Origin of the sequence: Veillonella sp. CHU732 (assembly GCF_003992085.1) — a bacterium.
Lineage (GTDB): Bacteria > Bacillota > Negativicutes > Veillonellales > Veillonellaceae > F0422.
Genome location: NZ_RQVC01000002.1, coordinates 83,667 through 110,191 on the forward strand (window position 1 = coordinate 83,667; position 26,525 = coordinate 110,191).

The 26,525-nt window shown below is 39.5% G+C and carries 26 protein-coding genes and 1 riboswitch; all 26 genes read left to right on the forward strand.

Translation table 11 applies throughout. The features are described from left to right. The 26 genes from EO121_RS01320 (at position 1) to EO121_RS01445 (ending at position 26,506) form a co-directional block, all read left to right on the forward strand. Positions 1-723, forward strand: coding sequence for a pseudouridine synthase (locus EO121_RS01320; RefSeq protein ID WP_126938703.1), 723 nt, complete (start codon positions 1-3; stop codon positions 721-723). 8 nt (positions 724-731) lie between these two features. Beyond that, complete coding sequence (locus tag EO121_RS01325; protein ID WP_127165464.1) at positions 732-1,976, forward strand: NAD(P)/FAD-dependent oxidoreductase; 1,245 nt, start codon at positions 732-734, stop codon at positions 1,974-1,976. A gap of 1 nt (position 1,977) precedes the next feature. Further along, positions 1,978-2,664, forward strand: coding sequence for a (d)CMP kinase (gene cmk, locus EO121_RS01330; protein ID WP_127165466.1), 687 nt, complete (start codon positions 1,978-1,980; stop codon positions 2,662-2,664). Then, positions 2,657-3,262, forward strand: coding sequence for a lysophospholipid acyltransferase family protein (locus EO121_RS01335; RefSeq protein ID WP_127165468.1), 606 nt, complete (start codon positions 2,657-2,659; stop codon positions 3,260-3,262). Before cmk ends, EO121_RS01335 begins: the two co-directional genes overlap by 8 nt. Before the next feature lie 9 nt (positions 3,263-3,271). After that, complete coding sequence (locus EO121_RS01340) at positions 3,272-5,179, forward strand: bifunctional 4-hydroxy-3-methylbut-2-enyl diphosphate reductase/30S ribosomal protein S1 (RefSeq protein ID WP_127165470.1); 1,908 nt, start codon at positions 3,272-3,274, stop codon at positions 5,177-5,179. 137 nt (positions 5,180-5,316) lie between these two features. Continuing rightward, the gene (der, locus tag EO121_RS01345; RefSeq protein WP_127165472.1) at positions 5,317-6,651 is read left to right on the forward strand and encodes a ribosome biogenesis GTPase Der; all 1,335 of its coding nucleotides are present in this window, start codon (positions 5,317-5,319) and stop codon (positions 6,649-6,651) included. A gap of 5 nt (positions 6,652-6,656) precedes the next feature. Further along, positions 6,657-7,247 (forward strand): glycerol-3-phosphate 1-O-acyltransferase PlsY, encoded by a 591-nt coding sequence (gene plsY, locus EO121_RS01350; RefSeq protein ID WP_127165474.1) that lies wholly within the window; start codon positions 6,657-6,659, stop codon positions 7,245-7,247. 2 nt (positions 7,248-7,249) lie between these two features. After that, positions 7,250-8,251: an NAD(P)H-dependent glycerol-3-phosphate dehydrogenase gene (locus EO121_RS01355; protein ID WP_127165476.1), complete on the forward strand. Its 1,002-nt coding sequence runs from the start codon at positions 7,250-7,252 to the stop codon at positions 8,249-8,251. Positions 8,252-8,336: 85 nt separating this feature from the next. Then, a complete protein-coding gene (gene rsmD, locus EO121_RS01360) occupies positions 8,337-8,882 on the forward strand; it encodes a 16S rRNA (guanine(966)-N(2))-methyltransferase RsmD (protein ID WP_127165478.1) in 546 nt (181 codons plus the stop codon). 15 nt (positions 8,883-8,897) lie between these two features. After that, positions 8,898-9,389 (forward strand): pantetheine-phosphate adenylyltransferase, encoded by a 492-nt coding sequence (gene coaD, locus EO121_RS01365; protein WP_126938711.1) that lies wholly within the window; start codon positions 8,898-8,900, stop codon positions 9,387-9,389. 9 nt (positions 9,390-9,398) lie between these two features. Next, positions 9,399-9,839 (forward strand): ATPase, encoded by a 441-nt coding sequence (locus EO121_RS01370; protein WP_126938712.1) that lies wholly within the window; start codon positions 9,399-9,401, stop codon positions 9,837-9,839. 244 nt (positions 9,840-10,083) lie between these two features. Then, entirely contained in the window at positions 10,084-10,530 is a 447-nt protein-coding gene (locus EO121_RS01375; RefSeq protein WP_127165480.1) for a GNAT family N-acetyltransferase, read from the forward strand. A 215-nt stretch (positions 10,531-10,745) separates the two neighbouring features. Further along, the gene (gene coaBC / locus EO121_RS01380) at positions 10,746-11,927 is read left to right on the forward strand and encodes a bifunctional phosphopantothenoylcysteine decarboxylase/phosphopantothenate--cysteine ligase CoaBC (protein ID WP_127165482.1); all 1,182 of its coding nucleotides are present in this window, start codon (positions 10,746-10,748) and stop codon (positions 11,925-11,927) included. Positions 11,928-11,984: 57 nt separating this feature from the next. Then, positions 11,985-12,087, forward strand: a riboswitch (SAM riboswitch). 50 nt (positions 12,088-12,137) lie between these two features. Next, positions 12,138-13,328 carry a methionine adenosyltransferase gene (gene metK, locus EO121_RS01385; protein ID WP_127165484.1) on the forward strand — a complete coding sequence of 397 codons (1,191 nt, stop codon included), beginning with the start codon at positions 12,138-12,140 and terminating at the stop codon, positions 13,326-13,328. Between the two features lie 296 nt (positions 13,329-13,624). Continuing rightward, positions 13,625-15,805, forward strand: coding sequence for a primosomal protein N' (gene priA, locus EO121_RS01390; RefSeq protein ID WP_127165583.1), 2,181 nt, complete (start codon positions 13,625-13,627; stop codon positions 15,803-15,805). Between the two features lie 8 nt (positions 15,806-15,813). Beyond that, positions 15,814-16,290 (forward strand): peptide deformylase, encoded by a 477-nt coding sequence (def, locus tag EO121_RS01395; protein WP_126938717.1) that lies wholly within the window; start codon positions 15,814-15,816, stop codon positions 16,288-16,290. Beyond that, positions 16,290-17,267 (forward strand): methionyl-tRNA formyltransferase, encoded by a 978-nt coding sequence (fmt, locus tag EO121_RS01400; RefSeq protein ID WP_127165486.1) that lies wholly within the window; start codon positions 16,290-16,292, stop codon positions 17,265-17,267. Before def ends, fmt begins: the two co-directional genes overlap by 1 nt. Continuing rightward, positions 17,260-18,030: a DUF116 domain-containing protein gene (locus tag EO121_RS01405; protein WP_127165585.1), complete on the forward strand. Its 771-nt coding sequence runs from the start codon at positions 17,260-17,262 to the stop codon at positions 18,028-18,030. The genes fmt and EO121_RS01405 overlap by 8 nt, the downstream gene beginning before the upstream one ends. Continuing rightward, positions 18,002-19,360, forward strand: a complete 1,359-nt coding sequence (rsmB, locus tag EO121_RS01410; protein WP_127165487.1) for a 16S rRNA (cytosine(967)-C(5))-methyltransferase RsmB — start codon at positions 18,002-18,004, stop codon at positions 19,358-19,360. The genes EO121_RS01405 and rsmB overlap by 29 nt, the downstream gene beginning before the upstream one ends. After that, a complete protein-coding gene (gene rlmN / locus EO121_RS01415; protein WP_127165489.1) occupies positions 19,357-20,406 on the forward strand; it encodes a 23S rRNA (adenine(2503)-C(2))-methyltransferase RlmN in 1,050 nt (349 codons plus the stop codon). The genes rsmB and rlmN overlap by 4 nt, the downstream gene beginning before the upstream one ends. Further along, the gene (locus EO121_RS01420) at positions 20,403-21,101 is read left to right on the forward strand and encodes a Stp1/IreP family PP2C-type Ser/Thr phosphatase (protein ID WP_127165491.1); all 699 of its coding nucleotides are present in this window, start codon (positions 20,403-20,405) and stop codon (positions 21,099-21,101) included. Before rlmN ends, EO121_RS01420 begins: the two co-directional genes overlap by 4 nt. Positions 21,102-21,112: 11 nt before the next feature. After that, positions 21,113-23,014 carry a Stk1 family PASTA domain-containing Ser/Thr kinase gene (pknB, locus tag EO121_RS01425; RefSeq protein ID WP_127165493.1) on the forward strand — a complete coding sequence of 634 codons (1,902 nt, stop codon included), beginning with the start codon at positions 21,113-21,115 and terminating at the stop codon, positions 23,012-23,014. 8 nt (positions 23,015-23,022) lie between these two features. Then, complete coding sequence (rsgA, locus tag EO121_RS01430) at positions 23,023-23,883, forward strand: ribosome small subunit-dependent GTPase A (protein ID WP_127165495.1); 861 nt, start codon at positions 23,023-23,025, stop codon at positions 23,881-23,883. Position 23,884: 1 nt separating this feature from the next. Beyond that, entirely contained in the window at positions 23,885-24,532 is a 648-nt protein-coding gene (gene rpe, locus EO121_RS01435; RefSeq protein ID WP_127068454.1) for a ribulose-phosphate 3-epimerase, read from the forward strand. A 4-nt stretch (positions 24,533-24,536) separates the two neighbouring features. Further along, positions 24,537-24,899 (forward strand): holo-ACP synthase, encoded by a 363-nt coding sequence (gene acpS / locus EO121_RS01440; protein ID WP_164725825.1) that lies wholly within the window; start codon positions 24,537-24,539, stop codon positions 24,897-24,899. 11 nt (positions 24,900-24,910) lie between these two features. Then, positions 24,911-26,506, forward strand: a complete 1,596-nt coding sequence (locus EO121_RS01445) for an NAD(P)H-hydrate dehydratase (RefSeq protein ID WP_127165499.1) — start codon at positions 24,911-24,913, stop codon at positions 26,504-26,506. Positions 26,507-26,525 lie beyond the last annotated feature (19 nt).

Here is a 26,525-nt window from a genome sequence, read left to right on the forward strand (position 1 = left end):
ATGGAACTAGAACGTTTGCAAAAATATATTGCCCGTTGTGGTGTGGCATCACGACGAAAAGCAGAAGAATTGATTACTTCTGGCAAAGTACTTGTGAATGGTAAATATGTAAAAGAACTGGGTGCAAAGGTAAATCCTACACGGGACCGCGTTAAAGTGGATGGACAACTATTGGAGCCGGAGGCATTGGAATATTATATTTTTAACAAGCCAAAAGGGGTGATTACATCCATCACAGATCCTGAAGGACGCAAAACTGTCATGGATTATATTAATTCTGTAAAAGTTCGTATTTATCCTGTAGGTCGATTAGATTACCATACAGAAGGATTATTGCTATTGACAAATGATGGAACTATGGCGCAAAACTTAGCCCATCCATCAAAAGGTGTGACGAAAACCTACGAAGTAAAAGTAAAAGATCGTGTGCTTGATGAACATTTGGAACAGTTAGCAGTAGGTGTCAAATTAGAAGACGGTATGACGGCGCCTTGTGAAATTACAGACTACGGATTCAATGGAAAAACAGGTCTTACCACTGTAGAAATTACCATCCATGAAGGGCGTAATCGTCAAGTCCGTCGTATGTTTGAACACTTTGGGTACTCTATTCATAATTTGAAACGCATCAACTATGCAGGATTGAATTTGAAAGGGTTGAAACGTGGGGCTTTTCGTAAATTAACCCGTGAAGAAGTGAAACAATTACAAGCTATAAAATAAGGATGAATATGAAACGAATTATTGTCATCGGTGGCGGCGCTGCAGGTCTTATGGCTGGCGTTCGAGCTGCACAATTAGGTGCCTCTGTGCGCATCATTGAAAAAATGAAGATGGTGGGCCTTAAAATGGGGATTACAGGCAAGGGACGCTGTAATGTGACGAATGCGGCTCCTATAGAAGATTTTATTAAGCAAACGCCTGGAAATGGTAAATTTCTATATAGTGCGTACCAACAATGGACGAATGAAGATATGGTTCATTTGCTCAATAGTTGGGGTGTCCCCACTAAGGTTGAGCGAGGTGGCCGTGTATTTCCAGAGTCTGATAAAGCTACAGATGTACGTAATGCATTTATAGATACGTACCGTAAATTAGGGGGGCAACTTCACTTAGAAGAAACTGTTAAGGATTTAATTGTAAAAAACGGTACTATTACAGGGGTTATTACAGATAAGGGAACCTATAATTGCGATGCAGCCATCATCGCTACAGGAGGGATGTCCTACCCATTGACTGGCTCCACTGGAGATGGGTATGAATTAGCCTCTTCTGTGGGACATTCCATCGTGGAACTCAGGCCATCCTTAATTCCTTTGGAAACGAAAGAGCACTGGGTGAAAGACTTAATGGGGCTGAGTTTAAAAAATGTAGAAGTCTCTATTTTTGCGAAAAACAAAATGCAAACAAAGCAATTTGGAGAAATGCTATTTGCCCATTTTGGAGTGACAGGGCCCATTATTTTATCGGCTTCACATACAGTGACAAAGTTATTAAAGAAACAAGTAAACCCAATTATCGTTGAAATCAATTTAAAACCAGCTTTATCTCGAGAGGTTTTAGATAAGCGAGTACAACGTGATTTTAATGAATCTCAAAATAAGCAATTAGTGAATGTGTTGAAAAGTTTATTACCGTCTAAATTAATTCCAGTTATATGTCAATTAGCAGAATTGGAAGGAACCAAGGCTATTCACGATATTACGAAAGAGGAGCGCTTGCGACTGGTGGATACCTTACAACATATGCGACTCACCGTACATAAACCTCGCCCTATAGCGGAGGCCATTGTGACAGCTGGTGGCATTTCTGTAAAAGAAGTAGATCCCAAAACGATGCAGTCTAAGCTGGTGAATGGTTTATATATGGCAGGAGAAGTCTTGGATGTGGATGCTTTCACAGGGGGCTATAACCTGCAAGTTGCTTTTTCTACAGCCTATGTAGCTGCTACTCATGCAGCAGAAGGAGGAATCTAATATGAGTCGTCGAATTTCTGTAGCTATTGATGGTCCTGCTGGGGCAGGTAAAAGCAGTATTTCTAAGGTAGTGGCCAAGAAATTAGGCTATTTATATATTGATACAGGAGCTATGTACCGTGGCATTACATGGGCTTTATTAGATATGGGTGTAGCTATTGACGATGCTGAGGCTGTGTCACAAGCTTTACCTCATATTCAATTGGGATTACAAGCTACTGAAAGTGGCCTTGTGATATTGGTAAATGGTCGTGATGTATCTCAGGAAATCCGTACACAATATGTGACAAGTCATGTGTCTCAAGTGGCTGCACAAAAAGCAGTGCGCACTAAGTTGGTAGAAATGCAACGAGATATGGCTTCAGCGGGCGGAGTGATTCTAGATGGCAGGGATATTGGTTCCGTTGTGTTACCTAATGCGGAACTAAAGGTCTATTTAACAGCCTCTGTGGAAACTCGTGGTCATCGACGATGGTTGGAATTGAAAGATTCCGAGAACATTTCTCTAGAAGAGGTATGTCGTACTGTAGCAGAGCGAGATACGATGGATATGAATCGAAAAGAATCTCCTCTTGTATGTGTAGATGATGCCGTGGTTATAGAAACGGATCATCTCAGTATAGAAGAAACTGTACAAACTCTTATCGACTTAATTCGTAAAGCGGAATTAGGAGGCCGTCATGGATAAATTTTCTGAATGCTTATGGCGTTCTGCATTTACCATCGTTTATGGATGGTGGTATAGAACAAAGGTATATGGGAAAGAAAATGTACCTAAAGAAGGGCCGGTTATCATTTCTCCCAATCATAAGAGCAATAATGATCCCCCTTTATGTGGATTTGCCTTGCCACGTCATGTGAATTTCATGGCGAAAGAAGAACTATTTAGAAATCCGATTTCTAAATTAGTTTGTACTTGGTTAGGAGCTTTTCCGGTACGCCGTGGTGGAGTCGATAAATTAGCTATCCGTCATGCTATGAATTTGCTGAAAGATAATTTAATGCTAGGTATTTTTCCAGAAGGTACACGACAAAAGGGTGACACCTTAGGTCGCTTTCACGATGGAGTAGCTTCGATGGCATTGCGCACAGGTGTACCAGTAGTACCGGTTGCCATTGTCGGTAGCGACAAAATGATTCGTGGAGAAGTAGCTGTTATTATTGGAAAGCCGATTGCCGTAGAAAAAGCAAAAGCAACAGTGGAAGCTATTGCAGAGGTGAACCATGTGGTAAAAACAGCTATTCAAACTATGATTGATGAATATAAAGCAGGTAAGTATAAATAGGGGAATGCTATGTTTACAATACGATTGGCAGAAAATTGTGGCTTTTGCTATGGCGTAAAGCGTGCTGTCACTATGGCAGAAAAAGCAGCAGACTCAAAAGATGTGAGTTATACATTGGGGCCTATTATTCATAACCCTCAAGTAGTAGGCCGACTAGAGGATAATGGTGTATATGCCATTAATGAATTGAATGATGTAGAAGAAGGTACTATTATCATTCGCTCCCATGGGGTTGGACCAGAAGTATATGAAGAGGCAGAAGCACGTGGATTACCAGTGATTGATGCTACTTGTCCACATGTACAGAAGGCACAGCGAGATGCAAAGTCTGTAGTGGATGAAGGATTAACTTTAGTCATTCTCGGGGAGAAGAAACATCCAGAGGTAAAGAGTATTAATCTGTGGGCAGGTAATAAAGGTATTATTGTAGAAACAGAAGAAGATGCCAAAAATATTCAATTCGTGGAAAAAATTGGGGTTGTAGTACAAACTACCTTTTCACAATTTAAGTTTCAAAGTATAATAAAAATATTAGAACAAAAATCTAATGATCAAAAGATCTTCAAGACAATTTGTCAGGCTACTGAGGAACGTCAAAATTCTGCTGTAGCTTTGGCGAAAGAAGTGGATCTTATGATCGTGGTAGGTGGGAAGAACTCTGGCAACACGACTAGATTAGCAGAAGTATGTCGTGATGTAGGGTGTACTACATATCACATAGAAACTTCTACTGAAATACAAATGACGTGGTTGAAGGACGTCACAACAGTAGGAGTCACGGCTGGTGCATCGACACCAGACTGGATAATTAAGGAGGTCATTCAGACGATGGAAAATTTTGCAGAATTATTTGCAGCATCAGAAGCGCAAGCAGAAGAATTTAAGAAAGGTAATGTGATTGAAGGGGAAGTTGTACAAATCGATGACGAACGTGCATACGTATCCTTTGGCTACAAAACAGAAGCACAGTTAGAAAGAAAAGAAATGGCATACCCTACACCAGCTTCTGCTAAAGATGTATTAAAGGAAGGCGATAAAATCAAAGCTGTTATCCTTAACCACATCAAAGAAGATAGCCCAATCTATCTTTCTATCACTCGTTTGGCTAAAGATGAAGATTGGCAATATGTTATTGAAGCACAAGAAAAAGATGAGCCAATCATCTGTAAAGGTGTGGATGCAATTCCTGCAGGTTTAGTCGTAACTGTTAAGTCTTTACGTGGTTTTATTCCACTTTCCCAAGGTGACATTCACTTCGTGAAATCCCTTGATAACTTAGTAGGTACAGAATTCGAAGCTAAAGTACTTGAAGTTGAAGAAAAGAAAAACCGTTTGGTTCTTTCCCGTCGTGAAGTACTTGAAGTGGAACGCCAAGCTAAATTAAAAGAAGCATTAGCAAATGTAGAAGTTGGTGGTACTTACAAAGGTACTGTTCGCAAAATCATGCCTTATGGGGCATTCGTTGATATCGGAGGAATCGAAGGTTTACTTCACATTTCCGACATCTCTTGGCAAAAAATTAAACGCGTTGAAGACGTGTTAGCAGTAGGTCAAGAAATCGACGTTAAATTACAATCCTTTGATGAAGAAAACAGCAAAATCTCTTTATCTTTAAAAGCGTTATCCAAAAGCCCATGGGACGTTGCAGAAGAAACTATCCATGTAGGCGATAAAGTAACTGGTAAAGTAGTTCGCACAGTTCAATACGGTGCATTCGTTGCTATCAACGATGACATCCAAGGTTTACTTCACATCTCTCAAGTGACTAAACAACGCAATGCGAAAGTAGAAGATTACTTGAGCCGCGGTCAAGAAGTAGAAGTAGAAGTAATTTCTTTCAACAAAGACGAAAAGAAATTAGGTTTAAAATTAACTGAGTTAATGGAACCAGTAGCAACTGAAGAAGAAGCTGAATAATTTCTACATAATAGAAGAACAGTAGGTCCAATGGACTTACTGTTCTTTTTTTGCTTTCGTTTATGTGATACAATATAAGTTGATAAAGTATGTGTTCTTACTCTTCCTGTGAGGAAGTTGAAATATGAGGTGAAAGTATGTCGAAACCATTAGTTGCGGTCGTAGGGAGACCAAATGTAGGGAAGTCTACATTATTTAATGCCATTGTGAATAAACGAATTTCTATTGTGGAAGATATTCCAGGTGTAACACGAGATAGAATTTATTTCGATGCAGAGTGGTTACAACGAGAATTTACTATGATCGATACTGGTGGAATTGAGTTCATCACTGCAGAAAGTCATGAAATTCCTAAAATGATGCGCTTTCAGGCGCAATTAGCTATTGAAGAAGCGGATGTTATCCTTTTTGTTGTAGATGGTAAGCAAGGGATTACCATTGCTGATGAAGAAGTGGCAAATCTATTGCGTGCTAGCGGTAAGCCTGTGATTCTTGTAGTTAATAAAATTGACAGTGTGAACCAAGAAGCAAATATTTATGAATTTTATAATTTAGGAATTGGCGATCCAATCGGTATTTCTGCGAAAAACTTGATGAACTTAGGTGATTTGCTAGATGATGTGGTGAAACATTTCCCTCCACAAAGTGCTAGCGAGGAAGATGAAGATACAATCCATGTTGCACTGATTGGTCGTCCTAATGTTGGTAAATCTTCTCTTACAAATGCATTGTTAGGGCAAGAGCGTGTTATCGTTAGTGATGTGGCTGGTACAACACGTGATTCTATCGATACCCATTGGAGCCATGATGGACAGGATTTTGTATTAATCGATACAGCGGGCATGCGACGTAAATCCCGTATTGATGCACCGGTAGAGCGGTACAGTATTGTTCGTTCACTTCGAGCCATTGATCGCTCTGACATTGTAGTATTAGTGTTGGACGCTACAGATGGGGTTACAGAACAGGATAAAAAAATTGTTGGTTATGCCCATGAATCTGGTAAAGGTTTGGTCATCGTTGTGAATAAATGGGATTTGATTGAAAAAGATGACAAGACCACTTTACGATTTACAGAAGACATTTATGATGAAATGGCTTTCTTGCGGTATGCACCAATCTTGTTTGCGTCGGCTTTAACAAAACAACGCGTTCATCGCTTAGCAGAATTAATTAAATATGTATCTGAGCAACAACATATGCGTATTTCTACGAGTGTATTGAACCAACTGTTATCGGATGCACAAACAGTCAACCCAGTGCCATCTCGTGGAGGACGGATCCCGAAAATTTACTATATGACACAGGCAAGTGTAAAACCTCCTACGTTTATTTTATTTGTAAATGAGCCAGAATTAATTCACTTCTCCTATATGCGTTTCTTGGAGAATCGCCTTCGTGAATCTTTCGGATTTGAAGGTACTCCGATTCGATTAGTACTTCGTGGTAAGAAGGGAACTGATGAAGAATGATAACTATGGAAATTGCAATATTAGTTTTGGTGGCGTATATAGTGGGATCAATTCCAACAGGGTTAATTATTGGAAAGCTCTTTTTCCATACTGATGTGCGCCAATATGGTAGTAAAAATATTGGTGCTACTAATACCTATCGAGTGTTAGGTATGAAAGCGGCCTTACCTGTGTTCTTAGGTGATGCTGGAAAAGGTGCTGTAGGTGTACTCTTGTTTTCACCGAATCCAGAATGGATGATTGTAGGTGGATTATGCGCTATGATCGGGCATAATTGGTCTATTTTTCTTGGGTTTTCCGGTGGTAGAGGAGTGGCGACAGGATTGGGAGTGCTCATTGCATTATCACCAATAGCAGCGTTAATTTGCTTTGCTGTATGGGCTATTATTGTTAAGTTTACTTCTTATGTATCCCTAGGCTCCATTGTAGCGGCTACCCTAGTGCCTATCGTGATGTACTGTTTATCTGAACCTTTGCCGTATATTATCTTTGGTGCTGTAGCGGCGTTGTTCGTTGTATTCCGTCATAGAGAAAATATTATGCGTCTTTTACAAGGAAAAGAGTTAGCTGTGAAACGTATTACAAAGGATGAGTAAGTATGAAAATTGCAGTTATTGGATCTGGCAGTTGGGGAACAGCATTAGCTCTGAAAGGAATAGAGGCAGGTCATCAAGTGACTATGTATTGCCGTACGGAAGAAAAGGCCAATTATTTACGTGAATATCGGATTAATCCTTATTTACCAGAGGTAGTATTACCGAGTTCACTTGAGTTTCAGCATTCTTACGAAACTGCCTTGGAAGGTGCAGATGTAGTGTTATTAGTTACACCATCTAGTTATGTACGAAGTACTTTACAGGAGTTGAAACAGTATTTAGAACCATCTATGATTATTGTAGGGTGCTCTAAAGGATTGGAAAAAGATAGTGAAAAGCGATTATCCTTGGTTATTGAAGAAGAAGTTCAAGGCTTAGTGAAAGCGATGGCTATTTTATCTGGTCCAAATCATGCGGAAGAAGTGGGGCGAAATTTACCAGCGGCTACAGTGGTAGCCAGCCAACAGGAAGAGGCTATCTGTATATTACAAAAAGCTTTGGGGGGACCAAGCTTTCGGGTGTACGGTAATACAGATGTAATCGGTGTTGAATTAGGGGGGGCTACAAAGAACATCATAGCCTTAGCAGCAGGTATAGCGCATGGCATGTGTTTAGGAGATAATTTGTTGGCAGCCTTACTGACTCGTGGACTTCATGAAATGACGAAGTTTGGCGTTGCCATGGGAGCAAAGGCGGAAACTTATGCAGGACTTTCAGGAATGGGGGATTTAATCGCTACATGTATGAGTCCTCATAGTCGAAATCGTCGGGCGGGTCAAAAGTTAGCCGATGGAGAGACTATGGAAGATATTATCAATCATTCCCAAATGGTGGTGGAAGGATTTTTTGCTGTTCGTATCATTTATGACTTAGCCAAGGCAAAGGGGATTGATATGCCTATCACGAATGCACTGTATGAGGTATTATATCATCAGGTTCCTCCTACGAAAGTGTTGATGCAGTTGATGATGCGTGATGTAAAACAAGAAGTTTGCAATAAGTAATGAACTATGAGGAAGATTTCATAAAAAATCTATTGTACCACATAGTAAAATCATGTAGAATATACAGGTATAGGTAGTAAAATATATGAGAATCATTTCAGGAACAGCCAAAGGGCATACCATACAAGCTCCGAAAGGTATAGATACTAGACCTACGCAAGATCGAGTGCGTGAAAGCATTTGCAATGTCATACAAAGTCGTAAAGGCTTTTTTGAGATGCAGGTACTTGATTTATTTTCGGGGACAGGTGCGCTAGCTATTGAATCTTTAAGTCGTGGTGCTAGTCATGCTATTGCGGTGGATACGCGTACTGATACGTGTATTAGGAAGAATGCACAACATTGTAAGGTAGAAGACCGCATGGAAATTATGAAATGCACTATGGAATCGGCACTTTCAAGGTTACAAGGGAAGCAGTTTCAGTTGATATTTTCAGATCCTCCTTACGAAAAAGGGTATGTTCAAAAAACGTTGGTCTTAGTGGAAGAGTTACAATTACTTACCGAAGATGGCTTTTTAATTATAGAACGCCATAAGAATGAAACATTAGAATTATTGCCCAAGTGGGTGGTTGTAAAAGCCTTATCCTTTGGGTATACTCGCGTTGACATTTTATGTCGAGAACCGTAGAAAGGGGCTTATATCGTGAGAATTGGGGTTTGTCCAGGTAGTTTTGATCCTGTCACCAATGGACATATAGATATATTTGAGAGAGCTAGTAAACTAGTAGATAAGTTAATCATAGTGATTTTAGAAAATCCGAATAAAAAGTATTTATTTACCTTGGATGAACGGGCTCGGTTAATTCGTCAATCAGTAGCACATATCCCAAATGTTGAAGTGGATTTTGGAACTGGTTTGTTGAATGATTATGTCAGATCAAGAGATAGCCATATTATTATCCGTGGTCTACGTGCACTAAGTGACTTTGAATACGAGTTTCAGCGTGCTTTATTTTCAAAATATTTGGATGATGATATTGAAACTGTATTTATTATGACTAATAATAAATATGCCTTTGTAAGCTCTACGGGTATACGAGAATTAGCTAAATATGGTGGTAAATTAGAGGGTTTGGTGCCTACTGTTGTGAAACAAGCCCTAGAGAATAAATTTAAAACAGTACAAGAACAATAGGAGGAGACTATGAGAACGGAAAAATTATTAGAAGAGTTGGAAAATTTGATTGTTACAAGTAACAATATGATTATGACAAATAAAAAATTAATTGAAGAAGAAGAAATTATGCGTATAGTAGATGCCTTAACAGAATCTTTACCACTTGAATTAGAAGAGTCTCGTCGTATTGTAGCAGAACGTGATCGCATTGTAGCGGAAGGTCAAAAACAAGCAGATGCTTTGATTGAGCAAGCAAAAGAATATATCCAAAAGTTGACAGAAGAAAGTGAATTAGTGAAACAAGCTCAAGAGCATGCTAATCATATTATTGCGGAAGCTAACAAATCCTCCGAAGAACTTAAAAATAGCTCTATTCAATACGCTAGTGATGTGTTCAAATATGTAGAATCTAATTTAGAACGCACTTTAGAAGCATTACAAGAAAATCGTCAAACATTATATAAATAATTCACTTTAGACTGTAGCAAGATATAATTTGTTACAGTCTTTTGTATGTAAAATAGATGGTATACACTTTTAGTTTTAACGGTATTAGAAATGCCATGTTAGATACTATCGACTTAAAGTACTATATGCCTATGTAAGCAAGGGATAATTCATAGTTAATTTTTAAAGAAATTAAAAGGAGTTTTCATACTCTTGTCGAATACCAACAATATCAGTTTCATGTAATACTAAAAGGAGGTATACTATGAATTTTGAAATTCGTAATGGCCACGATTATATTGATGAAGTTAAAGATTTATTTGTAGAGTACGTACGATCCTTAGGTGTATCGGCTAATGTGAGGGAGTTTCATGGGTTGGAGGACAAATATAAAGGTGAAGGAGAAGCTTTGTATATTGCTTTCATTGATAACAAACCAGCTGGTTGTGTAGCGTTACGCAATGTAGATAGTAAAACAGCAGCTATGAAACGCTTGTACGTTCGCCCTGCATTTAGGCATAGCTCGTTAGGTACCAATATGGCAAAATTAGTAGTGGAAGATGCTCGTGAATTTGGATATAAAGCATTATTGTTAGATACATTACCGAGTATGGAAAATGCAAAAGAGTTATACACAACGTTAGGATTTAAAAAATTAGATAATACGAAAAAAGCAGTAAAAACTGTAGTTCATCTATCATTGCCTTTATAGAGGCTAATCATTGATGGATTTTTTATTCATAAGACACATAAGAAAGAAGCTGTGACAAATTATGTACATCGTAATTTGTTACGGCTTTTTTACAAATGGAGTTTCTTGACCTTTCATAGAGAAAAATATAGATGTATTACTAGGCAAGATACTGTATAATAGGGTGAGTGAAGAGAGTCTGTTAATCGAATTAGTTCTATAGGAAGGTGAGACCTTTGAAGGGTAAGCATATTGTAGTAGGTGTAACAGCAGGAATTGCAGCCTATAAAGCAGTGGAGTTAGTAAGCCGTTTATATAAAGTGGGAGCAGAAGTAAAAGTGGTAATGACTAGAAATGCCACTAAATTTGTGAGTCCTCTTGTGTTTGGTGAAATTAGTAAACATAAAGTGGCCGTGGAAATGTTTGAAAACGTACAGGATTGGAATGTGGAGCATATTGCCTATGCAACTTGGGCAGATGCTTATGTAGTAGCTCCAGCTACGGCTAATATGCTTGCGAAGATGGCTCATGGTATTGCAGATGATATGTTATCGACGCAATTGTTGGCCACAACGGCTCCAGTATTTGTATGTCCAGCTATGAATAGTAACATGTATGCCCATCCAACTGTGCAAGAAAATTTAAGCACCTTACGTGGTAGAGGTGTCCATGTGTTAGAACCAGATAGCGGACTTCTCGCATGTGGGGTAGAAGGAAAAGGTCGTTTACCTGATCCACAAAAAATTATGGATTGGGTAGACTTTCATTTAGGTAAAACAGAACTATTAGAAGGCAAAACTGTGATTGTCAGCGCTGGTGGTACGCAAGAAGCTATTGATCCAGTTCGGTACATTACGAATCGTTCCAGTGGAAAGATGGGATATGCAGTGGCTCTAAAAGCGGCCCAAGCGGGAGCTAAGACAATTTTGGTGTCCGCTCCCACAGATCTTACTGTACCGATTGGGGTAGAATGTATTATAGTTCGTTCTGCTACGGAGATGAAAGAGGCTATCGATAGTCACTATGACTCTGCAGATGCTGTGATTATGGCAGCAGCTGTGGCGGACTATCGTGTAGCTGAAGTAGCGGATAATAAAATAAAAAAACAAGAAACTATGACATTAGAGTTGGTAAAAAATCCGGATATATTAGCAAGCTTAGGGGACCGTAAAGAGCATCAAAAATTAATTGGTTTTGCTGCGGAAACGCAAGATGTCATTACCTATGGAAAAGAAAAAGTGCGCAAAAAGAATTTGGATATGTTAGTGGCTAATGATGTGAGTAAATCCAACGCTGGATTTGATGTGGATACGAATGAAGTGACCTTTATTTATCCTGGAGATCAAATTGTAAATTTACCGAATATGTCAAAACTTGATGTGGCAGAACGTATTATTCAAGCCTTGGCAGACCTATAAATGTGTGCTATAATGACATGTAGTGGTTTTAAACTAAGTATTATATGTATGATACAAGTCTCATCAAGAGTAGTGGAGGGAGAGGCCCTTTGAAGCTACAGCAACCATTCCTTAGGGGAGAAGGTGCTAAATCCAACGATCTTTGATCGGAAGATGGGGATATGATTCCTCATCTTGTGATGAGGAATTTTTTTATTGGAGGTTTTATTCATGGCAGAAAAACATGTATTTTTCACTTCTGAATCTGTAACAGAAGGTCATCCAGACAAAATTGCTGACCAAATTTCAGATGCTGTATTGGATGCTATTTTAGAAAAAGATCCAACAGCGCACGTTGCCTGCGAAACATTAGTAACTACAGGTCAAGTTCATGTAGTAGGTGAAATTACTACAAAAACGTATGTAGATATTCCTCATATTGTTCGTGATACAATTCGTGAAATCGGATATACACGTGCAAAATTTGGTTTTGATGCGGATACTTGTGGCGTTAATGTAGCGATTGACGAACAATCTGCAGACATTGCAATGGGTGTAGATGAAGCATTAGAATCTCGCGAAGGCGGTAGTGATGCGTTCGATAAAATCGGTGCTGGTGACCAAGGTATGATGTTTGGTTTCGCATCTAATGAAACTGAAGAGTTAATGCCTATGCCTATTAGCTTAGCGCATCGTTTATCTCGTCAATTAACAAAAGTTCGTAAAGATGGTACATTGCCTTACCTTCGTCCAGATGGTAAAACACAAGTAACAGTAGAATATGTTGATGGCAAGCCAAAACGTATTGAAACTATCGTTATTTCTACACAACATGGTCCAGAAGTAACATTAGAACAAATTCAAGCAGATATTAAAAAATATGTGATTGACCCAGTGCTTCCAGAAGGATTTATTGATGAAAATACTAAATATTTCATCAACCCAACTGGTCGTTTCGTAATCGGTGGTCCGCAAGGTGATGCTGGTTTGACTGGTCGTAAAATTATCGTAGATACGTATGGCGGTATGGCTCGTCATGGTGGCGGAGCTTTCTCCGGTAAAGATCCTACAAAAGTTGACCGTTCTGCAGCATATGCAGCTCGTTATGTAGCTAAAAATATCGTAGCAGCTGGACTTGCTGATAAATGTGAAGTACAAGTAGCTTACGCGATTGGTGTAGCAAAACCTGTATCTATCATGGTGGAAACATTTGGTACTGCAAAAATTGAAGAAGAAAAAATCTCTGCATTAGTAAGCAAACATTTTGATCTTCGTCCAGCAGGCATCATTGAAATGTTAGACTTGTTGAAACCACATTATAAAAAAACTGCTGCTTATGGTCATTTCGGTCGTACAGATGTAGACCTTCCATGGGAACGTACAGATAAAGCAGAAGCACTTCGTAAAGAAGCTGGTTTATAATAAGGTAAAAGAATTGTCATTCGCTTTTGAGTGATACATATATAGAGGATAGAGACATATGTCTTTGTCCTCTATTTTTGTTATTCCAGTATTAATTATAAGAGTTTAGGTTATCTTGCAGACATTTCATATAGAGGATGGGATTAGTGCACTAACTTATTTGCTCCTGTACCCTCATATATATTTGTCTTATAAGAAACACTATGACGTGAAAATGTGTAGGACTAGGGTATGAAATAGTATGAATCATAGGTATAAACGTGGTATAATGGAGAGTGTTTAGTCAGGAGGTTATGATGCGTTTAGGTGAAATTATTATCAATCGTCCTGCGAAACAATTGAATAAACCGTTAACCTATGAAATACCTGACTCATTTGGGGACGTACCTATTGGAACCCGTGTGGCAGTTCCGTTGGGATCCTCCAAAGAAGAGGGGATCCTTGTAGGTTATTGTGACATAGAAAATCCACCATTTGTGATTAAACCCATATTAGCCGTGTTAGATCCAACGCCTTGGTTTTCATCGGAAATGCTGAGTACAGCTCGTAAGCTAAGTGAGTATTACCTATGCACCTTTGCAGAGGCATTAAGCTTATTTACTGTGGATAAAAGTAAATTAAAATCTTATGACAGACCCAAAATGGAATGGATTGTGCCTAAGGATTCCTTTCACATAGAACTATTCGGAGTGAGGAAACAAAAGCAGCGTTTATTGGCGAAATATTTAGTTGAGCATGGAGCAACTTCGGTGAGTGCCTTACGATTGGCAGGATTTAGTTTACCTGTCATTAAACAAGTAAAAGAATCTTCTCATATCGATGTAGAATGGCGCTATGCAATGACGAAAACACGCTACGAGGAAGTTGCAGGTAGGATAGACATTCCTCTGACAGAAGCACAGCAGTCTGTATACGATCCTATTCAGGAATGTATTGCTAATCATACAAATAAATCCTTTTTGCTCCATGGTGTAACGGGCAGCGGAAAAACACAAGTGTATCTAAAAGCTGCGCAAGAAACGATTCGACAAGATAAGATTGCTATTATTTTAGTTCCAGAAATTGCTTTAACGACGCAAATTGTAAGACGATTTGTAGAAAAGTTTGGCCAAGAAGTTGTGGTCTTCCATAGTCAGTTAACAAAATCAGAACGTTACAATAATTGGGAGCGATTACGCCGGAAAGATAGCCATATTATCATAGGTGCCCGTTCTGCCGTGTTTGCACCAACAGAAGATATCGGTCTCATTGTAGTCGATGAGGAACATGATCCATCATATAAGCAACAGGATATGACTCGTTACGATGCACGTATGGTGGCAAGATGGCGCAGTGAAAGTCATCAATGTCCAATTATATTTGGTTCTGCCACACCGTCTATAGAGGCCTATTATTTAGCTAACCAAGGCAAGTATCAGTTACTATCTTTAGAACATCGTATCTTTCATCAACCATTGCCTAAGGTAAATGTTGTGGATATGAAAGAAGAAATGTTCTATGGGAATTACTCAGTATTTTCTATGGCATTGGATACATTAATCCAAGAAACGCTACAGAAACGGGAGCAAATAATTCTCTTGTTGAATCGAAGAGGTCATAGTACATTTGTGATGTGTCGAGACTGTGGTAAACCTATCCAATGCCCTCACTGTGATATCTCAATGGTGTATCATCAAGCGGGACAGGATTTGCGTTGTCATTACTGCGACCATCATGAAAAAGTACCTCAAATCTGCCCTCATTGTGGTAGCCGTAAGATTAAATTTTTCGGTACAGGTACACAAAAAGTTGAAGAAGAATTAGCCAAACGATTTCCCCAAGCTAGAATTGCTCGTTTAGATCAAGATACAACATCTAAAAAAGGTGAATCTCAGCGTATTTTGGAAGCCTTTGGTGCAGGTCAATATGATATTTTATTGGGCACGCAAATGGTGGCAAAAGGACATGATTTTTCAAATGTTACCGCAGTAGGAATTATTACAGCTGATTCTGTCTTGCACATTCCTGTGTATACGGCCTCTGAAAGAACGTTTAATTTATTAACACAAGCAGCTGGCCGTGCTGGCCGTGGCGATAAACCAGGAAACGTAGTAGTACAAACCTATAGTCCTGAACATTACGCGATTCAGCATAGTACACATCATGATTATGTTAGCTTTTATCAAGAAGAAATAGAAGCTCGAAAAGCCTTGTTGTATCCACCCATCGGCGAAATGATACAAATAACCTTGTTGGATGAAAAGCTTTCAGTAGTGCGAACAAGAGCGACAGAATTAGTCAATACGTTGCGTCAGGCCTGTACAGGTCAGCGGATAGATATACTAGGCCCTTATGAAAATGGTGCCGCAAAGATACGAGATATGTATCGACTTTGTATTATGATTCGTGGAATTGATTTATCAGAATTAAAATCATACATGTATCATTCAGATATATTTACATTGCCCCATATCTATATAGATGTGGATCCAGTATAGGAGGGAATATGGCAGTTTTAGAAGTAATGAAAACAGGTCATCCTGTATTAAAACAAATTGCAGAACCAGTAGAGTTCGTAAATAAAAAAATTCGTCAATTATTAGATGATATGGCGGAAACGATGTATAAAACAGATGGTGTAGGCTTAGCAGCACCACAAGTTAATGTATCCAAACGAATCATTGTGTTAGATGATGGAAATGGATTAATTGAAGTAATTAACCCAGAAATCGTGAAAAAAGAAGGCTCTCAAATAGGTTTAGAAGGGTGTTTGAGCGTACCTGAATTATTTGGCGATGTAGAGCGATACGATAAAATTGAAGTACATGGCATCAATCGAAATAACAAAAAGATTAAAATCAAAGCAGAAGGATTTTTAGCGCGTATTTTTCAACATGAAATCGACCATTTGAATGGCATTTTATTTGTGGAAAAGTTAGTGAATCCCAATGAGATTTTTATCCATAAAAAGGAACAACAATAATGAATCCATTACGTATAGTTTTCATGGGAACGCCAGATATAGCAGTTCCTACGTTACAGGCTTTAATTGACAGTACCCATTCAGTAGTAGGTGTTTTTTGCCAACCAGATAAGCCGAAAGGACGAGGCAATAAATTGCAAATGCCACCGACGAAGGAATTGGCGTTACAGTATGATATTCCTGTGTATCAACCGAAATCCTTACGCAATGAGGAAGCAGAGGAAGTGTTGCAAACTTTGGCTCCTGATATTGTCGTAGTCATTGCGTATGGTAAGATTTTACCTCCGTGGCTCATTCATCAGCCTCCATTGGGGTGCATTAATTTACATGCCTCTTTGCTACCTAAATTTAGAGGTGCAGCGCCTATCCAATATGCGATTCTTCATGAAGAGTCAGAAACTGGTATGACGATTATGCATATGGATGAAGGCTTAGATACAGGGGATATTCTACTAATGGAACGCATTCCAGTGACAGAAGAAGATACATCTGGTACGATTTTTACCGCCTTAGCACAATTAGGGGCACAAATGATTGTACCAGCCGTAGATGCTTTACAAGCAGGTACATTAACTAGAATCACTCAAAATCATGAAGAAGCCATTGGAACAGGAAAAATTACGAAAGAGATGGGGCATCTCAATTTTACAGAACCAGCACATACATTAGCTGCGAAAATTAGAGCTTTCAATCCAAGCCCTGGGTGTTATACATTCTTAGAGGGAAAACGGATTAAGTTCTGGCATGCGAAAGTTGACCCTACCTCTAAGTATTCTCCTGAGCATTTACAAGGAGCTTGTGGCTATCCTAAAGAGGGTACAATAGTAAATGTAGATAAAGAATCTTTCAGTATTTTCACTGGTCATGGCGTCTTACGTGTCACTGAAGTGCAGCCAGACAATAAAAAACGAATGAATGCCGGTGATTTTGCTCGTGGTCATCAGTTAGCAGTAGGAGCTTGTTTTGGCGATGAATAAATCCTATCGTCTGTATTTAACAGTGACGGCTGTGGCAATACTATTGATATCAATGGTATGGGGTTGGATTGTGTGGATGATGCATCCTAGCTTGTCTCAATGGGGACCTGTTGCAGGATCTATCGGAGAAGGGGCGCTACTACTACCCATATTGATAGGGTGGTCCATGTGGATATACATGGCATTAGTTACAATGTACCCTATACAACATCCGATTCTACTGCGACTGTCTAATCGTGGGTTATATCTTTTATTTCCTTTGGTAACGGTCTTAGCTAGATGCTTTGGATATACGAAGGATGAAGTGAGTCAATCCTTAATTGCGTTAATCAATCATCTTGTGAGCACTCAAGTATATCGCGTGGAACTAGAACGATTATTATTACTTACACCGCATTGCATACAATTATCTAGCTGTGTACATAAAGTGACTACAGATGTACATAATTGTAAGCGTTGTGGGGGATGCCAAGTAGGAACCTTGCTAGATATTGCCGATACCTATGGATGCCACTTTGTGGTCGTTACAGGTGGTACTTTAGCACGTTTAAAAATTAAGGAAATTCGTCCTCAAGCGATTGTGGCAATTGCCTGTGAAAGAGACTTAGTTAGTGGTATGGCAGATGTGTTTCCCATTCCCGTAATAGGTGTCTTAAATGAACGACCTTGTGGCCCTTGTTGTAATACGCGAGTCAATACAGAAGACATTAGACTTGTCATAGAAAGGTTACTGTATGGAAACGAAACAAAAGAAAGAACATAAAAATATTCGGCGCCTAGCTATGAAAGCCTTGGTAGATATACATCGAGATAAGAAATATGCCAATATTGTATTGCCTCAGTATATGATACAAGAAAGACTAGAAGATTTAGATCGTAGATTCTTCACAGAATTGGTATATGGTGTGGTGCGACGTCAAAACTATTTAGATGCGATTATCGTTCACTTCACTAAGAAACCAGTAAAAAAATTATCTCCTTTTGTATTAGAGATTCTTAGACTCGGTGTGTACCAATTACTCTATATGGATAAGGTACCATCGAGTGCGGCTGTGAATGAAAGTGTAAAGCTTGCCAAAAAAGTGGCTCCTGGTACAGACCGCTTTGTCAATGCTGTGCTTCGTAATGTAGATAGACAGCGTGAAGATATTGGAGTAGATGCTTTAGCCACTTCGGAAGCGGGGAGAATTTCCTATATTTATAATCAACCTTTATGGCTAGTCCGTTTATGGATAGAGCAACGAGGCGTAGAAGAAACGATAGATCTCTGCGAATGGTTCAATGAAACTCCATTATTGACAGCGCGAGTGAATACTTTACGAATTAGCCGGGATGATTTATTAGAAGAGCTCTCAGAGGCAAACTGGATGGTAGAGCCTAGTCATATGATTCCAGATGCGATTATCATCAAATCTCACAAAGGACAATTGCAGGAAGCAAAATGGGTACAAGAGGGATTGATGACATTCATGGACGAAGCCTCTATGGCTGTAGCTTATGCAGTACAACCTAAACAACATATGCAGATTTTAGATATCTGTGCAGCACCGGGTGGCAAAACATTGCATATGGCAACCCTTATGGGCAATACAGGAACCATTGTAGCTACGGATATTCATGAGCATAAAGTAGAACTGTTACAGGCAAATGCTAAACGCATGGGTATGTCTAATGTACAGACTCAACAAGGTGATGCTACAGTAAAAGAGGCACAATGGAAAGATTCTTTTGATGCCGTACTTGTAGATGCACCATGTTCAGGTCTAGGAATTTTACAGAAAAAACTAGATATGCGTTGGCGAAAAGAAGAATCCCAATTACAAGAATTGCCAAAGTTGCAGCAACAAATATTACAAAATGCTAGTTCCTATGTAAAAGTAGGAGGACACTTAGTATATTCTACATGTACTATCAATACTTTGGAAAATGAAGGGGTTGTGGAAAGATTTTTACAAGATAACCCTAATTTCGTCTTAGAAGATGTGGCTCCACTGTTGCCGTTTGCAGCAGAAGGTTATATGGTTACTTTATTGCCACACGTATATGATATGGACGGATTTTTTATAGCCCGTTTACGTAAGGAGAGAGCATGATAGAATTAATTGGACTTTCATTGCCAGCTTTAAGTAAATTTGTGACAGATGGAGGGTTTCCCAAATTTAGAGCGAAGCAGATTATGGATTATATCTATCAACGTCACGTATTCTCTATGGAAGATATGTTACAGCTTCCACAGACAATGCGTGAATGGCTTACCACACACTGTACGATTACACTTCCTACAGTGGTGAGAGAATCTACTAGTTCAGATGGAAATACAAAAAAATTACTGCTCAGATATTCTGATGGGCATCAAGTAGAAACGGTACTGATGAAGCAACATTATGGGAACTCTGTGTGCTTGTCATCTCAAGTGGGATGTGCTATGGGATGTATTTTTTGTGCATCCACCACAGAAGGCCTATTTCGGAACTTGACGGTAGCTGAAATTGTAGGGCAGTTATTACTGTTTGAAAGCATCATTAAAGAAGAAGTGCACTCCATCGTTGTTATGGGATCTGGAGAACCATTACAAAATTTTGACCATACGATGGAAGCATTGCAATTCATTCATAAAAAAGAAAGCTTTAATATAGGTTATCGTCGTATGACAGTATCCACTTGTGGATTAGTGCCGAATATTTACCGATTTGCCGAGTTGGAATTACCCATAACATTGGCCTTATCACTGCACGCTACTACAGATGAAAGTAGAAAGAAAATTATGCCTATCGGTGCCACCTATGCGTTACAAGATGTGCTAGATGCTGTGGCAGAATATTATCGACGGACAGAACGCCGTGTAACCTTTGAATATATTTTAATTAAAGATGTGAATGCCTCTGATAAAGAAGCTCATGAGTTAGGTACGATTGCAAAACAATTTCCTCATTGTAATGTTAATTTAATTCCTGTGAATGGAAATGAACATATTAATTTATATAAACCGTCTATGAAAGCTATGCAAGAGTTTAAGTCTATTGTAGAGTCCTACGGCGTGTCTGTAACGATTCGTAAAGAAATGGGCGATGAAATTCAAGCAGCTTGTGGACAGTTGAAAATACAACATCAACAATCTTTGAAAGAAGGGATGTTATGATTAGTTTAGGAATCAGTAAAACTGGATTAGTTCGCCAACGTAATGAAGATCGTTTTTATGCCCAAGGGCCACTGCTAATAGTAGCAGATGGTATGGGTGGATACACAGGTGGAGAATATGCTAGTACCATGGTAGTTGATACCATTGTAGAAGTAGTTAATGAGGCTACTGAAATGTCTACAGAAGTATTAAAGAACGCCATTCTAAAAGCAAATCGCATTGTCTATGAAAAGAGCCAATCCTACAAGGAGCTGGAAGGTATGGGTACAACAGCGGTTGTCGCCTATGTACAAGAAGATACCCTGTATTGGGCTCATGTAGGTGATAGTCGCTTGTACAGGTATGGAGAAGATGGTTTGCACCGTATGACAAAAGATCATTCTATGGTACAGCAATTAGTAGAAGCAGGAACGATTACTGAAGAAGAAGTCATTCATCATCCGAAACGAAATATGTTGACTCGAGCCATCGGAGTGTATGAAACTGTAGAAGTAGATACAGGCGTAGTTGAAGTGCATCAGAATGACCGTATCCTATTATGTAGTGACGGTTTGTCTGGTTATATTGAAGAATCTAAGATTGAACAAGTGCTTTCAGAAGAAAACAATGAAAGTAGAGCTTTGGAAGATTTAGTGCACCTTGTGTATGATGCGGGAGCACGAGATAATGTAACAATCGTACTTGGACGTATATAAAGAGGTGACTTATGGATAGACATACATTAGTGGGATTGGTCTTTGACCATCGCTATGAGGTACAACAGAAGATAGGCGTTGGTGGTATGGCCGATGTATATCGTGGAAAAGATACACTATTGGGACGACCTGTGGCTATTAAAATTCTGCATCAAAATTTTGGTAGCGATCAAGATTTTGTGGCTCGTTTTAAACGGGAAGCACAAGCGGCAGGGAAACTAAATCATCCCAATGTAGTGAGCATGTACGATGTTGGATTTGATCAGGGCTTTCATTACATCATTATGGAATATGTATCTGGATGTACGTTGAAAGAATACATTCAGCATCATGGCGCTCAGGTGACTGTGCAAGAAGCTGTAAAAATTACAGTAGCCATTGCAGAGGGCCTTGAGCATGCTCACATGATGGGTATCGTTCACTGTGACGTAAAGCCACATAATATATTGATTACTGATTCTGGACGTGTGAAGGTAACAGATTTTGGTATTGCCAGAGCTATTAACTCAGCTACGACGATGATGTATACCAATTCTGTGATGGGGTCAGCCCATTATATTTCTCCAGAACAAGCTAGCGGTAAGAGCATCAATGTGAGTACCGATATTTATTCATTAGGTGTTGTTCTCTATGAATTACTAACAGGAGAAGTTCCATTTAGAGGGGAAACGCCTGTTAGTGTGGCATTACAACATGTGAAAGACCCTGTAGTAGCACCACGTATTAAGAATGCTATGATTCCGCCACAATTAGAGCAGGTGGTATTGATAGCTTTAGAAAAAGAGCCAGGCAAACGGTTTGGATCTATTTCTGAAATGATTCAGGCGTTACGTATGTCATTAGGCTATCGTGGCGGCACATCAGCACGGCCAATGCAACATGATTTTGCGACACAAGTGCTGCCTCCATTGGAGACAGAGGTACTAGAAGAAGAGGAAGAACAGCAAGAAGGCATATTGGCAAAATTAGGTAGTTTGCCACAAAAATATGTCATTGGTGGTGCCGTATTTGCTTTCTTACTTGCCTTTTTATGGGCCTTCTTGAGCTTTGGCAACTTCTGGAGTAATTCTACTGTAGACGTACCAAATGTGGTAGGTAAACAACTAAGTGTAGCTACGAGATTGTTAGAAGAACGACATCTACGGGTATCTAGCTCAGAAGTAACTAATTCGGATGTGCCCGCAGGACAGGTCATTTCACAGAGCCCTGAAGCAGGGGAATCTGTCAAAGAACAGCGTATGGTACATTTAGTAGTCAGCAAAGGTGCGGGAGATATTACGATACCAGACTTGCAGGGTATGAGCTTTGACCAAGCTAGAGAAAAATTAAAAGCGTTAGGCTTATCAATTGGTAAAATATCTTATGAAAGTGATTCTAGTAAAGAAGATGGTGTAGTGATTAGCCAAGGTCTACAAGCTGGAGGCAAAGCTTCCAAAGGAGCCACTGTAGATATTACGATTAATCAAACTAAATCGACTACTGTAGAGATTCCGAATGTTGTGGGTATGACCATTAAAGAAGCGAAAGAAGCTTTAGGAAATTTAGGCTTAAGCATTAGTAAAATTTCTGGTTCTAATGAAGATTCTGCTGTTGTTACAGCTGTCAGCCCTGCTCCAGGGTCTTCGGTGAAACGAGATGAAAGTATCACATTGGTTGGACAACCAAAAGATGGCAAAAAAGACGGAGCTAATGCGAAACAAGGTACTACGAAAGGTGTTGTGGATGTAACGGTACCGAATGGACGTGCCTCGCAACATGTGAAATTAGTAGTCATCGATGATGACGGTGGACGTGTTGTCTATGATGGCACTAATGCACCAGGAGATCGCATTGTAAAAAGTGTGTCTGGATCCGGCAATGTACGAGTTCAGATTTACTTAAATAATGCATTAGTACAAGAGCAATCCTTATAGGAGAAACTATGAAACAAGGTGTTGTAATTAAGAATATGAATGGGTACTTTTATGTACAAACTCCAAGTGGAGATGTACATGAATGTAAGGTTCGAGGACGGTTAAAAAAAGAACGATATTCTCTCTTAGTAGGAGATACGGTGCATATTACAGACGATGGTTGGATTGATTCTATTGAAGAGAGAAGAAACTCATTACGTAGACCAGCTATCGCCAATATTGACCAAGTCATTGTAGTCGTAGCCGCTCGAGAGCCAGATGTTCATCCTTTATTATTGGATCGTTTATTAGTGATGATTCATCATAGTCGTATTCCTCCAGTACTAGTGATTAATAAATATGATTTGCATACAGAAGATACGATGAAACTGAAATCTATCTATGAAAATATCGGTTACACTGTACTCTGTACGTCCACGTATACTGGTGAAGGGATTGATGAGTTACGCCATGTATTACATGGTAAAATCAGTGCCTTTGCCGGCCCTTCTGGAGTAGGTAAAAGTAGTTTGCTAAATGCAGTAGATCCGAATTTTGCCTTTCAAACAGGAGCTGTTAGCGATAAGATTAAACGTGGTCGCCATACGACGCGCCATGCCTCTTTATACAGCTTAGATGAAAGTTCCTTTATCATGGATACACCAGGATTTTCAGCTCTAGAGCATACAGGGATGACTGTAGAAGAGTTAGTGCATACATTCCCCGAGTTTGGTGACCATGATAGGGGATGCAAGTTTAGTCCTTGTTCCCATAGTCATGAACCTATTTGTTCTGTGAAAGATGCCTTAGCTAATGGGCAGATTAGTGAGCAACGATACCAATCCTATTTGACGATTAAATCAGAACTTGAAGATCAAAGGAGACGATAAAATGATTCAAATTGCCCCATCTATGTTATCGGCAGATTTTTCTAATTTGCGAGAAGATATTCGTACTATCGAAGAAGGTGGTGCTGACTTATTACATATTGATGTGATGGATGGACATTTTGTGCCAAACTTAACATTTGGTGCTCCTGTGGTAAAAGCATTGCGTCCACATACGAAATTGCCTTTTGATGTACATTTAATGGTAGAAAATCCAGGTGATTATGTAGAAGAGTATGCCAAGATAGGGGTGGAGTATTTTACCTTTCATTGGGAAGCTGTGCCACATGCGCATCGTTTGATTCAAGCTATCAAAGCAACTGGTATGAAAGCAGGCGTTTCTTTAAATCCATCTACGCCAGTATCCTTACTAGAAGATATTGCAGAAGATTTAGATTTAATTTTAATTATGAGTGTAAATCCAGGATTTGGCGGCCAATCGTTTATTCATAATGCAGTGAAAAAAGTAAAGCAAGCTCGAGAACTATTGGACTCGGTAGGTAATACAAAAGCTGTTGTAGAAGTAGATGGTGGTATTAACTTGGAAACAGCTCCATTAGTTCGTGAAGCCGGGGCTACTCTATTAGTAGCTGGTTCTGCTGTATTCGGAGCAGAAGATAGAGCGATGATGATTGCCAAATTACGAGGCTAAGATGATTCGAGTAGGTACAGATATCATAGAAATTCATCGTATGGAACAAGCGATTGAAAGGGATACTTTTTTACAACGAGTATTTACAGAATACGAACGAAACTATGCGTGGGGACGTAACAAACAAGCAGCAGCATCCTTTGCGGGCATTTTTGCGGCTAAAGAAGCGTGTGTAAAAGCCTTGGGGACAGGATTTCGCCATGGTTCGTGGCAAGATATAGAAGTGACGCATGATGCTTGGGGAGCTCCTGTTTTGACTTGTACCGGTTATTTTGGACAACAAATGAAAGCCTTAGGATATGAAACGATGCAAGTTTCTATTAGTCATTGTCGTGAATATGCTACGAGTACTGTCATTGTATATTAGAGGATAGACCTATGCGACTATTAACACCAAAGCAAGTTAACATAGTAGATCAATATATTGAAAGTTTAGGACTTCCAGTATCTCATTTAATGGAACAAGCGGGACGATCTGTTTTTGAGGTAGTACATAGATATATACAAGAAGTAAAGGGGCCCAAGGGAGTTTTATTTCTTTGTGGCATTGGCAATAACGGTGGTGATGCCTTAGTGGCAGCACGATTGTTAACAGAAGTGCCTGAAGTGACGCCCTATGTTGTTGTATGTGGGAATCCAGAAGAAGGTTCTCCTTTGTTTCAACAACAATGGAAGGTGGTACATACTCTAGAAGATACGATTACGATTGTGACTGATGAGATGATGGAGTTTAATGGAAATCTAATACCCTCCCATATATTACGGGATGTAAGTGTTGTGGTAGATGGTGTGTTTGGTACAGGTTTCCATGGTGAACTACCCAAACAGATAGGAACTATCTTTGAGCAATGTAAAGCATGGCGTTGTAATAGTGAGACACGAACATGTATTGCCATCGATATTCCTAGTGGTGTGAACGGCTTAACAGGAAATGCCGACGCCTTTTCATTCAGAGCAGATGAAACAATTACATTGTTAGCTCCTAAAGTGGGAATGCTCATGTATCCAGGGCGTCAATGCGTAGGGAAAATGACTTTAGGCAGTATTGGATATCCTTTTCCCCATCATGCATTAGGGGAATCTGATCAGAATTGTCAGGAAATCTATTGGAACAATGCAGACTCCTTGTCTGTAGAGCCTCGTTCTCCTATTGCCCATAAAGGGACAAATGGACATGTTTATATTGTTGGTGGTTCTCCAGGGATTTATGGGGCCCCTATATTAAGTGCTGAAGGAGCTTTACGCAGTGGAGCTGGAAAAGTGACTATACTGTCTGGTACAAATGAGTTAGATGCGTTGCGTTCCTTGAGTCGCCCTGAAATGATGATTCGTGATTGTAACAATGTAGAACAACTAGATGGAAATAGAACAGTAGTCATTGGCCCTGGTGGTGGCAGAAGCAATAGTGATAGGAAACATTTACTTCAATGGATGCAATCTGTTACAGGTAGCCATATGGTGGTTGATGCAGATGGGCTCATAGCGATTTCTAATGATGTATCGCTGTTAAAACAGTGCTCGTATACATTAGGTAAGAAAGGGTATGTCGTTGTAGTAACACCGCATTTAGGCGAATTCTCTGCTCTTACAGGAAAAAGTATAGGAGACATTAACCAAGATCCTATTGGATATGCTAGTGAATTTGCGAAAGAACACGGCGTATATGTTGTCCTAAAAGGACAACCTACTATAATGGCTACGCCTAATGGTAAGGTGTTTGTAACAACGAATGGTAACCCATATATGGGGACTGGTGGCATGGGTGATGTAGTGGCTGGTGTTATTGGTTCTATGTTGAATCAAGAACAGGATCCTACAAATGCAATCAATGTTGCAATATATGCCCATAGTCGAGCCGGAGATATAGCCTTAGAGGACCTTGGTCCTGGGTTTACTCCTACAGAGGTGGCACAGCGAATTGGACGTGTATTACCAACGATAGATGGTTATATGCAGATGATACCTCTGAGATAATCGTGATAATACGTAGAAA

Excerpts from the sequence above, each read along its gene's own strand:
- EO121_RS01325 (WP_127165464.1), top strand. The coding sequence starts at position 732 with ATGAAACGAATTATTGTCATCGGTGGCGGCGCTGCAGGTCTTATGGCT.
- pknB (WP_127165493.1), top strand. The coding sequence starts at position 21,113 with ATGGATAGACATACATTAGTGGGATTGGTCTTTGACCATCGCTATGAG.
- cmk (WP_127165466.1), top strand. The coding sequence starts at position 1,978 with ATGAGTCGTCGAATTTCTGTAGCTATTGATGGTCCTGCTGGGGCAGGT.
- EO121_RS01420 (WP_127165491.1), top strand. The coding sequence starts at position 20,403 with ATGATTAGTTTAGGAATCAGTAAAACTGGATTAGTTCGCCAACGTAAT.
- EO121_RS01445 (WP_127165499.1), top strand. The coding sequence starts at position 24,911 with ATGCGACTATTAACACCAAAGCAAGTTAACATAGTAGATCAATATATT.
- rsgA (WP_127165495.1), top strand. The coding sequence starts at position 23,023 with ATGAAACAAGGTGTTGTAATTAAGAATATGAATGGGTACTTTTATGTA.
- rsmD (WP_127165478.1), top strand. The coding sequence starts at position 8,337 with ATGAGAATCATTTCAGGAACAGCCAAAGGGCATACCATACAAGCTCCG.
- EO121_RS01355 (WP_127165476.1), top strand. The coding sequence starts at position 7,250 with ATGAAAATTGCAGTTATTGGATCTGGCAGTTGGGGAACAGCATTAGCT.
- metK (WP_127165484.1), top strand. The coding sequence starts at position 12,138 with ATGGCAGAAAAACATGTATTTTTCACTTCTGAATCTGTAACAGAAGGT.
- der (WP_127165472.1), top strand. The coding sequence starts at position 5,317 with ATGTCGAAACCATTAGTTGCGGTCGTAGGGAGACCAAATGTAGGGAAG.
- def (WP_126938717.1), top strand. The coding sequence starts at position 15,814 with ATGGCAGTTTTAGAAGTAATGAAAACAGGTCATCCTGTATTAAAACAA.
- EO121_RS01340 (WP_127165470.1), top strand. The coding sequence starts at position 3,272 with ATGTTTACAATACGATTGGCAGAAAATTGTGGCTTTTGCTATGGCGTA.
- rpe (WP_127068454.1), top strand. The coding sequence starts at position 23,885 with ATGATTCAAATTGCCCCATCTATGTTATCGGCAGATTTTTCTAATTTG.
- EO121_RS01320 (WP_126938703.1), top strand. The coding sequence starts at position 1 with ATGGAACTAGAACGTTTGCAAAAATATATTGCCCGTTGTGGTGTGGCA.
- EO121_RS01370 (WP_126938712.1), top strand. The coding sequence starts at position 9,399 with ATGAGAACGGAAAAATTATTAGAAGAGTTGGAAAATTTGATTGTTACA.
- EO121_RS01375 (WP_127165480.1), top strand. The coding sequence starts at position 10,084 with ATGAATTTTGAAATTCGTAATGGCCACGATTATATTGATGAAGTTAAA.
- EO121_RS01405 (WP_127165585.1), top strand. The coding sequence starts at position 17,260 with ATGAATAAATCCTATCGTCTGTATTTAACAGTGACGGCTGTGGCAATA.
- fmt (WP_127165486.1), top strand. The coding sequence starts at position 16,290 with ATGAATCCATTACGTATAGTTTTCATGGGAACGCCAGATATAGCAGTT.
- plsY (WP_127165474.1), top strand. The coding sequence starts at position 6,657 with ATGGAAATTGCAATATTAGTTTTGGTGGCGTATATAGTGGGATCAATT.
- rsmB (WP_127165487.1), top strand. The coding sequence starts at position 18,002 with ATGGAAACGAAACAAAAGAAAGAACATAAAAATATTCGGCGCCTAGCT.
- priA (WP_127165583.1), top strand. The coding sequence starts at position 13,625 with ATGCGTTTAGGTGAAATTATTATCAATCGTCCTGCGAAACAATTGAAT.
- rlmN (WP_127165489.1), top strand. The coding sequence starts at position 19,357 with ATGATAGAATTAATTGGACTTTCATTGCCAGCTTTAAGTAAATTTGTG.
- EO121_RS01335 (WP_127165468.1), top strand. The coding sequence starts at position 2,657 with ATGGATAAATTTTCTGAATGCTTATGGCGTTCTGCATTTACCATCGTT.